This window comes from Pinirhizobacter sp., from assembly GCF_036499745.1.
Classification (GTDB): Bacteria; Pseudomonadota; Gammaproteobacteria; order Xanthomonadales; family Rhodanobacteraceae; genus Pinirhizobacter.
The window spans coordinates 34,475-44,871 of the sequence record NZ_DASYDG010000047.1; the positions used below are offsets into that span (position 1 = coordinate 34,475).

6 protein-coding genes are annotated in these 10,397 nt (G+C 63.7%); 2 read left to right on the plus strand and 4 right to left on the minus strand.

Annotation, left to right across the window (positions count from 1 at the left end):
- Both VGM61_RS16225 and VGM61_RS16230 read left to right on the plus strand, forming a co-directional pair.
- Entirely contained in the window at positions 1 to 2,400 is a 2,400-nt protein-coding gene (locus VGM61_RS16225; protein ID WP_331523918.1) for a glycosyl hydrolase family 95 catalytic domain-containing protein, read from the plus strand.
- Entirely contained in the window at positions 2,397 to 3,593 is a 1,197-nt protein-coding gene (locus VGM61_RS16230; RefSeq protein WP_331523919.1) for an SGNH/GDSL hydrolase family protein, read from the plus strand. Before VGM61_RS16225 ends, VGM61_RS16230 begins: the two co-directional genes overlap by 4 nt.
- Here VGM61_RS16230 and VGM61_RS16235 read toward each other — a convergent pair.
- From VGM61_RS16235 to VGM61_RS16250, 4 genes are all read right to left on the minus strand, one after another.
- Complete coding sequence (locus tag VGM61_RS16235; RefSeq protein ID WP_331523920.1) at positions 3,586 to 7,026, minus strand: glycoside hydrolase family 125 protein; 3,441 nt, start codon at positions 7,024 to 7,026, stop codon at positions 3,586 to 3,588. The genes VGM61_RS16230 and VGM61_RS16235 overlap by 8 nt on opposite strands.
- Before the next feature lie 66 nt (positions 7,027 to 7,092).
- Positions 7,093 to 8,427: a replication-associated recombination protein A gene (locus tag VGM61_RS16240; protein WP_331523921.1), complete on the minus strand. Its 1,335-nt coding sequence runs from the start codon at positions 8,425 to 8,427 to the stop codon at positions 7,093 to 7,095.
- A 73-nt stretch (positions 8,428 to 8,500) separates the two neighbouring features.
- Positions 8,501 to 9,889, minus strand: coding sequence for a DUF3999 family protein (locus tag VGM61_RS16245; protein WP_331523922.1), 1,389 nt, complete (start codon positions 9,887 to 9,889; stop codon positions 8,501 to 8,503).
- The coding region (locus tag VGM61_RS16250) for a DUF2339 domain-containing protein (RefSeq protein WP_331523923.1) at positions 9,879 to 10,397 on the minus strand (519 nt) is incomplete at its 5' end. The genes VGM61_RS16250 and VGM61_RS16245, both read right to left, overlap by 11 nt.

Below are 10,397 nucleotides of genomic sequence, written 5' to 3' on the forward strand. Positions count from 1 at the left end.
ATGACCCATCGAAGTGCTGACCTGAATGCCCGTCGCCAGTTCCTCAAGGCGGCGGGCGCCACCGCGGCATTGCTGCCGTTACTGGGTTTATCCACCTTCGCGGCGCCCGGGCCCGTGCGACGCCCCGCCGGCACGCTTCCGGCCACCGCGGGTGACAAGCTCAAACTTTGGTACAACACGCCTGCGGCGGAGTCGAACGTGCTCCGCGAAGGCCTGCCCATCGGCAATGGCCGCCTGGGCGCGTTGGTGGGCGGCGATCCCGCTCGCGATTTTCTTTACCTTACCGACGGCTCGATGTGGCTGGGCGGCCGCAATGCCGCGCTGGATGCTGAGGGTCAGTTCGGCTACACCACGTCGGATTTCGGCAGCCTGGTGATGCTGGCGAAGCTGTACGTTGCCGTCGAAGGTCATGAGCTTGCGAACGTCGCGGACTACCGGCGCGAACTCGACCTCGCCCAGGGCTATATGCGCGTTTCCTATCGCAAGGGAGGCGTCACCTACCTGCGCGAAATCTTTGCCAGCCATCCGGACGATGTGATCGTTATGCATCTGTCGCAAAGCGGTGGAAGTAGCCATAGCGGAAGCATTGAACTGCAAGGCGCGCACTCTGAGACCACCCATGGCGATACGGCCTACCTTCATTTCGAAGATGGTCTGCCAAACGGCCTGAAGTACGCGGCGCACGTCAAAGCCATCGCCTCGTCAGGCACAGTGAACACCCACGGCTCGACGCTACGCTTCGACGATTGCGAAAGCCTGACCGTGATCTTCTGCGGCGGCACCAACTACGCCCCGGACGTGGCCGCCGGATACCGGGACCCGGCGCTGGATCCATCTATTCGGGCTCAGCAGAAAATCGAAGCGGCCGGCAAGGCTTCGGCACCGGTGCTGTTGCACACCCACATCGCGGATTATCGAAGCTTGTTCGACACCATGAGCATGGACCTGGGTGCGTCGAGCGAACAGCAGCGCGCCATGGACACCTGGAAGCGCCTGCAGGCGCGCGCCGAAGCCGACGCCAGGGTCGATCCTGAGCTCGAGGCAAGCTACCTGCAATTCGGTCGTTACCTCACCATCGCCGGCTCGCGCGACAAACTGCCTACCGGCCTGCAGGGATTATGGCTGGGCGATAACGCGCCGCCGTGGATGGGCGACTATCACAGCGATATCAACATACAAATGAATTACTGGCTGCCAGACCGGGCCGGACTATCCTCATGCTTCGATGCCCTGGCGAACTATTGCCTGGCGCAGGTCGATTCCTGGACGGCGATCACGCGACAATTCTTCAACGACCCCAGCAACGGGTTTCGCAATAGCTCGGGCAAGCTTGCCGGCTGGACGGTGGCATTCTCCACCAATATCTACGGCGGCAACGGCTGGTGGTGGCATCCGGCGAGCAACGCATGGTTGTGCAACAGCTTGTGGCAGCATTATCAGTACGTACCGGATCACGATTACCTGACGCGCATCTATCCCCTGCTCAAGGGTGCGTGCGAGTTCTGGGAAGCGCGGCTGCTCACCATCAGCGTGACCGACCCCTCTACGGGGCTTAAGTCTGAAGTGTTGGTCGACGATGCCGACTGGTCGCCGGAGCAAGGCCCGAAGAATACCAAGGGCAATACCTATGCGCAGGAACTCATCTGGGACCTGTTCGGGAATTACCGACAGGCAAGCACCCTGCTCCGCCGCGATGCCGACTATGCCGCGAAGATCGGCCAGATGCAGGCACGGCTCTACCTGCCGCGGGTGAGCGACAAGAGCGGGTGGCTGGAAGAGTGGATGTCGCCGGATAACCTGGGTGAAACCACGCACCGCCATCTTTCGCCGTTGATCGGATTCTTCCCCGGCGACCGCATTCAACTGGCCAGCAGCCCACCGGCATTGATCGACGGCGTGACCAAACTGCTGAAGGCACGAGGCATGACCGGTTACGGCTGGGGGTGCGCCTGGCGTGCCATCTGCTGGGCACGGCTGAAGAACGCCGACAACGCCTACCGGCTGTTGCTGACCAACCTGGCCCCGTCGCGGAACCACGGCAACGGCACAGCGCAGAACTTCTTCGATTTCTACAAGCTGACCGAGGATACCGATGCGTTCCAGATCGATGCGAATTTCGGCACGCCCACGGCGATGCTGGAAATGCTGCTGTATTCACGCCCTGGCCTGATCGAGTTGTTACCAGCCTTGCCCACGGCATGGGCAGCCGCCGGCAGCGTCACGGGGATCGGCGCACGTGGTGGCTTCCGGGTGGACCTTGCCTGGCGTGACGGCAGGGTTAGCAAGGCTACCGTGCACAGCGTCGGGGGCACGCGAACCACACTGAAACATGGGGAATGGTCGAAGATGATTTCACTGCGTACGGGCGAGTCGATCACTGTGATACCGGAGCTGCCATGACACTCAAGCGATGGGCGTTCGGTTTGTTGATGGCGACGGCCAGTATCGTGCCGGCAACGGCGCAAGACACCAACGGTCGATACGTGGCCGCGTGGTCGCCAAGCATGAGTGCGGGCGGCCCGGCCTTTCATGACCAGACGCTGCGCATGGTGGTGCATGCAAGTATTGGCGGCACGTCGTTGCGGTTGCATCTGTCGAATCTGCGCAGCAGCACACCGTTGCTTGTGGGCAAGGTGAGCATTGCAACGCAAGCCCATGGCGCGGCTGCGGTGGCGGATTCGCGGCATGCGGTAACCGTTGCCCAGGCCTCGACTTTCACTATTCCCGCCGGTGGGGAAGTGGTTAGTGATCCGATTCCGGTGAGCGTCGAAGCGGATGGAAACCTGCTGGTCTCCCTGTACCTGCCGCGGGCCACGGAAGCGTCGACCTGGCATTCCGATGCCTTCGATACGACCTACGTGGCCGAGTCCGATCACGCGGACGACATCGACGGGGCCGGTTATGGCAAGTCGACCACGTCGTGGTATTACCTGTCCGGCCTGGACGTGAGCACGGCTGCCCACGGCACCGTGGTGGCCTTTGGTGATTCGATCACCGACGGCTACAACACACCCACCAGTGCCTACGCGCGCTGGCCCGACGCCCTGGCCCGCAGGCTCGCCACCGACCACCATCCCATGGGTGTGGTCGACGCCGGCATTGGAGGCAACCGCGTACTCTCCGATGTGCCGAACCTCTGGCAAGGCATCAGCGCCATCAAACGATTCCGTCATGACGCACTGGACCAAGCCGGCGTACGCACCGTGATCCTGATGGAGGGCATCAACGACATCGGCAACGATGCCGGACCCGACAACAGGCCATTGACCGCGCAAGCGATGATCGACGGTTACCGGCAACTGATCGCCAAGGCCCACGGTGCCGGCGTTCGCATCATCGGCGGCACCCTGTTGCCGGACAAGGGAGCGGGATACTACGCACCCGCCCGCGAGGCGATCCGCCAGGCCTGCAACCGATGGATACGCCACAGCGGCGCCTTCGATGGCGTCGTCGACTTCGAGCAGGCGGTGCGTGATCCCTCCGATCACCAGGCGCTACGCCCAAGCTACGACTCAGGCGACCACCTGCACCCGAATGCGGCGGGGATGCAGGCGATGGCGGACGCAGTCGACCTCCGGTTACTGCTTAATTAGCGGGCTTTGGATGGTCGGGTGCGCCGCGCAACTTGCCCATGTATTCGGTGAAGAAGGCATTGGGCCAGCCGAAATCCTCCCTGGTGAGAATCTTTGGGTTGGACGGGTTGAAGGACTCATGCAGGCGATGATCGCCCGGGTCGCTGGCCAGCAACATCCGTAGCACGGCTTGTTGCCGCGCGGGATCGTTGGTGGTGAAGCCGTCAGCCAGCAAGCCCAATGGCCACACCATGCCCTTCGGTGTATGGGGACTGCCCAGGCCAGCGGCAAACGTGCCGCTGTAGTAATACGGATTGGCAGGCGACAGCACAAAGCTGCGGGTGGCCTGGTAGATCGGATCGTCAACGCCCACATAGCCGAAGTACGGCGCAGATAACAGGTTGGGAATGTTGGCATCGTCCATCAGCAGCGCGTGGCCCAGGCCATCCACCTCGTACGCGTAGATCTGCTTGCCATCGGGCCCTTTGACGATGCCGTACTTCTGGATGCCCTCGTGTACCTCGTTGCGCAGTTTGGCCGCGCGCCTGCCCATCGATGCGTCGTGCATCACGTCCGCCGCTTCCGCCATCGCGCCCAGCGCCTGAACCGCCATCATCTCGGCGGGGATCAGGTAGTTGTAGGTGGAAAGATCATCCGAAGGGCGGAAGCCCGTCCAGATCATGCCCGTCCGCGCCACCGGGTTGCGGCCTGATTGTTCCGTCTTCGACGTGAACACGTACTTGCTGCGTGCGGCGTGGTTCTGTTCGATTTCCATCGTGTCCAGCACGCGGCGGAACGCCTGGCGCACTTCGCGGGTAAAGATCGAAGCATCGCCGGTGACCTTGTAGTACTTCCACGCCAGCAGCACGGGATAGCACAGGGAGTCCAGTTCGAATTTCCGCTCCCAGATCGAATAATCCTCGCGGAAGGCATTGGCGTAGGGGTCGATCAGCAGGTATTTGGCCTGGCGCTGCACCACTGCCTTGATCAGTGCCTGTACCTGTGCATCGTGCGCAAAACCAAGATAGGTAGCCTCCACCTGTACGGAAGAATCACGCAACCACTCGGCGGGGATGTCACCCGTGCGCACATAGGCCGTGCCGTCGGCCGTGGCCGCGATCTGCGTGCCGGTATTGAGTAGCGCCGAGCGCATCATCGCCACCAGTGCCGGGTTGGGGTCGGTGAAGCCGCGCGCGGCAGCCACCACTACGTCGGGCTGGGTCACCAGCGCATTGGCCGGACCCGCGGTGATGAATACCAGTTCCGACGAGTTGGGCGCAGGCAGCTTTACCGTTATGCCATCACGCATCAGCGCGTCGCCGCGTACCGTCGTGTCTGGCGAACTGCCGTCGTTGAAATGCAGGCGGTAGTCGCGCGTAGGCTCCAGGCCCTTCAACACGAAGGCATGCGATCTGGAGGAAGCGTCGCTGCCATGGAAAGCAAACAGCACGCCCTGCCCGGTTGCCTTGTCAAAATACTCGATGCCGTCGAAATGAATGCCGTCAGCGCGCTGGCCTACATGGAAAAGATCCGCCCGGCGGATCAGCGGACGCAGCTTCGCTTTGTACGTGGCAAGTTCCGTCGCCGCCACGTCATGCTGCTCGCGCGTCCACTTGGTGCTGTCCATCATCAGCGTGAACCAGCCCATCATCCCGCTGCGCAGCATGTAGCGGAAATTCTCCAGGCGCGGAGTTGGTACCTCCATGACATACGCCTCAAGCATCGCCGGCGGCAGCAGATGGCTGGCATCGAAAAAGGCCTGGCGGTTCGACACTGGATCGTAGGTATCGACGATGGAGAAATAATCCCCTACCGCCGCGCTGCCGAAGTCGACCGTGCGGCCGCCGTCGTTGCAGATCTCCAGCAGCAACCCCGGGTGGTCTTTCTTCAGCTTGCGGTAGATGTCGTAGTACGCCATCGCCGCGTGGTAGCTCACGTCGGTGGAATTCGGACCATCGAGCCAGAAGAATTCCTGGTCCACGTAGCGATGGGTGTTCTTCGCATCGCAGATGGCATGCGGATGGTCGGTGCGGTCGCAGCCCTGGGCAATCACCGAGCCATCGTGTTCGAGCATGTCCAGGTGATAGTCGCGCACCAGCCGGTCGGCTTCGGCCGCCACCCAGGCTTTCGCTGCAGGCACGCCGATGTCGATGGTGACGCCCTTGAACTCGGCCGGTTTCCAGCCCTTCGGCGGATCGGTGGTAAGCCAGTCGCGGGTGGCGGGGTTGGCGATGCTCATGGCGCCTCGCCGCGTGCTGGTGCCGGCCTGGGCCCAATCGACCCACAGGCCGAACTTCAGGCCCTTCGCGTGGGCGTAGTCGGCCACCGTGGCAAGGCCATCGGGAAATTTCTTCGGGTCGGGAATCCAGTCGCCCACGCCCTGGAACCAGCCGGCGTCGAGATGGAACATCTCAAAGCCGAGCTCCGCGGAGTCGTCGATCATGCGGCGGGCCTGGGCCGCATCGATCTTCATCCCGCTGCCCCAACTGTTGTTGGTCAACAACGGGTACTTGGGGTCGTTCACTACCATGGGGTCGTTGAGCACGTCGCGCACCCAGCGACGCTGCAGGTTGCCTGCATCGTCCAGCGTGCCATGGGCGGTACCAAGGAACACCGTGGGCGTGGTGAATGTGCCACCCGGGCGAACGGTGGTCTGGAAGGGGCCTGGCTGGGGATTCAGGCCGGCGGTGACTTCAATGGCATCACGCTGGCGCGATACGCGCACTGCCACCCGTCCGCTGAATTCCACGCCGAGGTAAATGCCGTCGCTGGGTGCATCGCCGGCGCCCCGGATCATCGACCAGGGAATGATCTCACGCAGCTCGTTGTCCGCAGGATGGGCGAACGGGCTGGATTCTCCGATCCACTGGTAGCCATCGGGCATCGGTACCACATGGGTACCCACCGGCGGTGCCTTGCCGGCGCCCTTGTCGATGAAATCGTGCTCCAGCGCCTGTCCCGGCCATACATTGAGCGACAGGTGCAGGCTGTCCTGCAATGGCAGCACCACGTTCTGCTTGCCGAGGTTTTTGATGCGGATGGTGTGCTCGATCGGACCCTGCCCTGCGCGCGCGTGCCATTCCCAGGACAGGCGCAGCGATGGCCTGGACGAAAAGTAGACCAGGGTCAATGCATCGGATGCCTGCTTCGTCGCCCTGGCATCGAGCTGCCAATGCAGGGGCATCGGCTTGCCGCCAATCGTTGCGTGGTCTACCAACGGCACATTGCCATTGGACGGCCACGTGGAGCCACGCGCATCGGCCACGGCGATCACGCGTGGCGCCGATGGAGTGGCTTCGATGGTAAGTGAGGTGCTGGTGTTGCCCACGCGGAAGGTGGAGCTTGCATCCGGTGCAGCGAGTGCGGGTGTAGCAGGAGCAGGTGTGATCGCCATCCACGCCGACACCACCATCGCCATCAACGCCATACGGTGCAGGCGCGTTGGCCAGATCAAGCCATGTGAAGTCGATTCCAGGTCACCCGCCATTCGCATCCCCACCACTTCAAGGTCGACCCTGGATTATTCCCCATCCCGGGCGGCGCGACGAGCCTTCCTCAAAGCTGCAAGCTTCTCGGCAACTTTCGCTTCCATCCCCCGCTCCACAGGCTCGTAGAACACCATGTCGGCGATGGCATCGGGCAGGCACTGCTGGTCAAGCGCCACGCCTCCCTCCACGTCGTGGTCGTATTGGTAACCGGTGCCGTAACCCAGGCCCTTCATCAACTTGGTCGGTGCGTTGCGAAGGTGCATGGGTACTTCCAGGGTGCCCATTTTCTGCACGGTGGCGCGGGCGAGGTTGAACGCCTTGTACGCCGCGTTGCTCTTGGGTGCGATAGCCAGCCAGATCGCCAGCTGCGCCAGGCCCAGCTCGCCCTCGGGACTGCCCAGGCGCTCGTAGGTATCCCAGGCGTCCAGCGCCATGCGCCATGCGCGCGGTTCGGCAAGGCCAATGTCTTCCACCGCCATGCGCGTCATGCGCCGGGCCAGGTACATCGGATCGCAACCGCCATCGAGCATGCGCGTTAGCCAATACACCGCGGCGTCCGGATCGGACGAACGCACGGATTTATGCAGGGCGGAGATCTGGTCATAGAACTGCTCGCCACTTTTGTCGAAGCGGCGCGTGCGGTCGGCCAGCACCTGGGTAAGCGTGGTTTCATCGATGCGGCCGCCGGCGGCAAGTTCGGCTGCGATCTCGAGCTGTGTCAGCGCGCGGCGAACATCACCATCGGCCGCCTGCGCTATCAGCTGCAGCGCGTCATCATCCACGGTGAGCCCCAACCCGCCCAGGCCACGGACTTCGTCGGCCAGGGCGCGCTTGAGGGTCACCACGATGGCGTCGGGGGTCACCGCATCGAGCACATGCACGCGGCAACGCGAAAGCAGCGCTGAATTCAGTTCAAAGGAAGGGTTCTCGGTGGTGGCACCGACGAAAATGATCACGCCCTTTTCGATGTACGGCAGGAAGGCGTCCTGCTGCGCCTTGTTGAAGCGATGCACCTCGTCCACGAACAGCACCGTGCGCCGCCCTTGCGAGAAATTCACTTCCGCTTGCGCCAGTTCCTTGCGCACGTCCGGCAGGCCCGACATCACCGCTGAGATCGCGCGGAAGTCAGCATCGGCATAGCGCGCCACCAGCAGGGCCAGGGTGGTCTTGCCGCACCCAGGTGGGCCCCAGAGGATCATCGAATGCACCTTGCCCGCCTCCAGCGCCCGGCGCAGAGGCGATGAGGGATCGATCAGGCGCGGCTGGCCGACGATTTCGTCCAGGCTGGCCGGGCGCATGCGCTCGGCCAGGGGCTTCAGGGCCTCAGGCTCGGCGAACAATCCCGGGGTCTGGAACGGGCTGGGCATGGTGGGTCCGCTGGCACGAAAGGGGCATTATCGCCCCTGTAGTGTCATCGCGGGCTCAAGGCCTCGCCAGGGATCAAGCTTTATCTTCACCCTTGGCCGACCGAAGCAGGCTTACTGCCATGCCGATCACCAGCAACGCACCAAGCACCAGCACACCCCAGAGCAGCGGCTTGGTCCAGTCGAACGGCACCTTGGCCGGTTGCAGTGCGGCTTCGCCCGCGGCGACCGCGGGTATGCCCAGGGTGGCGAGCGGCGGCTGCCAGTCCGGCCCCTTGTCCAGGCGTAGTTTGTCCAGCGCGGCATCCACCGGGGAGTCACCGCGACGTGCAGCGTAGCTGCCCACCAGCACGCGGTACGGGCCGGGACCCTGGGCCAGGAAGGCAAAGCGATCCGGGGTGAAGGCCACTCGCAGCGTCGGGGGCTGCTGCAACGCCGGTATCGAGGTAAGTCGAAGCGCATGCAGGCGGGTATCGTCGATGCGCAAGGTGTTGGGCAGGGATTTGCCGGCCGTGGTGGCAATCGTGGCACCGTCGCCCTGCCCTCCCACCGTCGTTGCGGTGACATCGCCCAGCGGCGTCCAGGCATCGGTGACCCCGCGCGAACTCAACTGCACGCGTGCCGCGCCATTGGCTTCGGCCAGCTTCACCTGCACTGCGCCCACCGGAAGCGTGGCCGGCAGTTCATAGACGAAACCATGGTTGTCATCGGCCTTGCCGTTGACTTCTACCCACTGGAAAGCCGCCATGCGCTGGTCGCCAGCGTCGATGAAGCTGCCTTCCACCGTCACACCCGGCGTATGTTCAACATCCCACGGTACGTCGCCGCCCACCACGCGCAAGCGGTAATAGCGTGCTGGATCGCCCGACAGGCCAATGATGCGGTTGTCCACGGCGTCATCACCACGCGCGATGCTGGTAACGGTGACATCGGACACACGCTCGTCCCAGTGCTGCAGATCGTTGCTGGCATCGACCGCCAGCTCCAGCTGCACGTCGGTACCATTGACCTTGTCGATGGTGAGGCGCTCAGCCGAAATGGCCCGGCGTGCATCGATGATCCAGTGTCGCGGCGGTTTCGCGGCGAGTTCGCCCGCACCCAGGTCGATCTGCACGCTGCCGTCGCTGCTGCGGCGGATGTGGCCGGTGCCATCGCGCTCGCTGGCCTCGCCGGGCACCGGAAGCAGCCGTGTGTGCAGTTGGTACGGATGTGCCACCGCCGGTGCCGGGGCCAATGGTGCCAGGGGCACTTCCACGCCAAGCGAATTCACCACCACCATGTCGCGCAGGTAAGCATCGGGCTTGCCATGGGCGTATAGCACCGGCGTGGCTTCGATACGGAAGGCGTCTCCCGTTCCATGCGTGTCCAGCGGAAACGCCGTGGCGTAATCCGTGGTGGGGCTGGTGGCAGCCACGCTGGGGGCAAGGAATAAAGCGCAAGCGAGCAGGCGAAGGTCAAGGCGCATCGGCGGGCTCCGGCGTGGCGGCTGCGCGGCGCGGAGGCGCCGGCGCGAAGTAACCGATGGCCGTGCACAGCAGGCCATAGGCAATGAACGAAGCAATCCCGAACAGATTCCCCAGGTGCGAGCGATCCACCAGCAGCAGCTTGGCCAGCACCACGCCCATCGTGACGGCGCCGGCCAGCCACAGGCCGCGCTGGCCGCGCCGGGAACCGGCGATCCAGGCCAGCACACCCAGCACGCTCCATGTCACCGTCAACGACATCTGAGCGACGGACGATTCGGCAAGGCTGCCGTCCCACGGCACACTGCCCAGGTGATGCACGGCGCGCAGGGTCGCGCTGGTGGCGAAGGCCATCAGTGCCATGCCCATTAACAATGGACGCAGGCGCTGTGTCGAGGGCGCCACTTGCGGCGAGGCGAACCAGCCGAACGCCGCCGCCAGGATCGCCAGCATCAGCAATTCCACCGGGTTCACAAGCGGCACGAAGCTGAGCGGCGCGGCGGAACCTTC